Source organism: Blautia sp. MCC283 (genome assembly GCF_018785565.1).
Taxonomy (GTDB): Bacteria; Bacillota; Clostridia; order Lachnospirales; family Lachnospiraceae; genus Blautia_A.
This window is the reverse complement of record NZ_WQQB01000022.1, coordinates 1-553: the sequence shown is the minus strand read 5'-3', so window position 1 is coordinate 553 and position 553 is coordinate 1. Positions and strand designations below refer to the sequence as shown.

At 43.6% G+C, this 553-nt stretch carries 1 pseudogene; it reads left to right on the top strand.

The annotated features are described in order from the left end of the window. Positions 1 to 553: pseudogene (gene tet(O), locus GPK81_RS07150) on the top strand (tetracycline resistance ribosomal protection protein Tet(O)); the annotation flags it as partial.

The following is a 553-nucleotide window of genomic DNA, read 5'->3' as shown; positions in this document are numbered from 1 at the left end:
TATACCATCCACATAGAAGTCCCGCCAAATCCTTTCTGGGCTTCTGTCGGGTTGTCCATAGAGCCGCTCCCTATTGGAAGCGGAGTGCAGTATGAAAGCAGAGTTTCACTTGGATATTTAAATCAATCGTTCCAAAATGCGGTTATGGAGGGGGTTCTTTATGGCTGCGAGCAGGGGCTGTATGGATGGAAAGTGACAGACTGTAAAATCTGTTTTGAATATGGATTGTATTATAGTCCTGTAAGTACCCCCGCAGACTTTCGGCTGCTTTCCCCTATCGTATTGGAGCAGGCTTTAAAAAAAGCAGGGACAGAACTATTAGAGCCATATCTCCACTTTGAAATTTATGCACCGCAGGAATATCTCTCACGGGCGTATCATGATGCTCCAAGGTATTGTGCAGATATTGTAAGTACTCAGATAAAGAATGACGAGGTCATTCTGAAAGGAGAAATCCCTGCTAGATGTATTCAAGAATACAGGAACGATTTAACTTATTTCACAAATGGGCAGGGAGTCTGCTTGACAGAGTTAAAAGGATACCAGCCAGCTA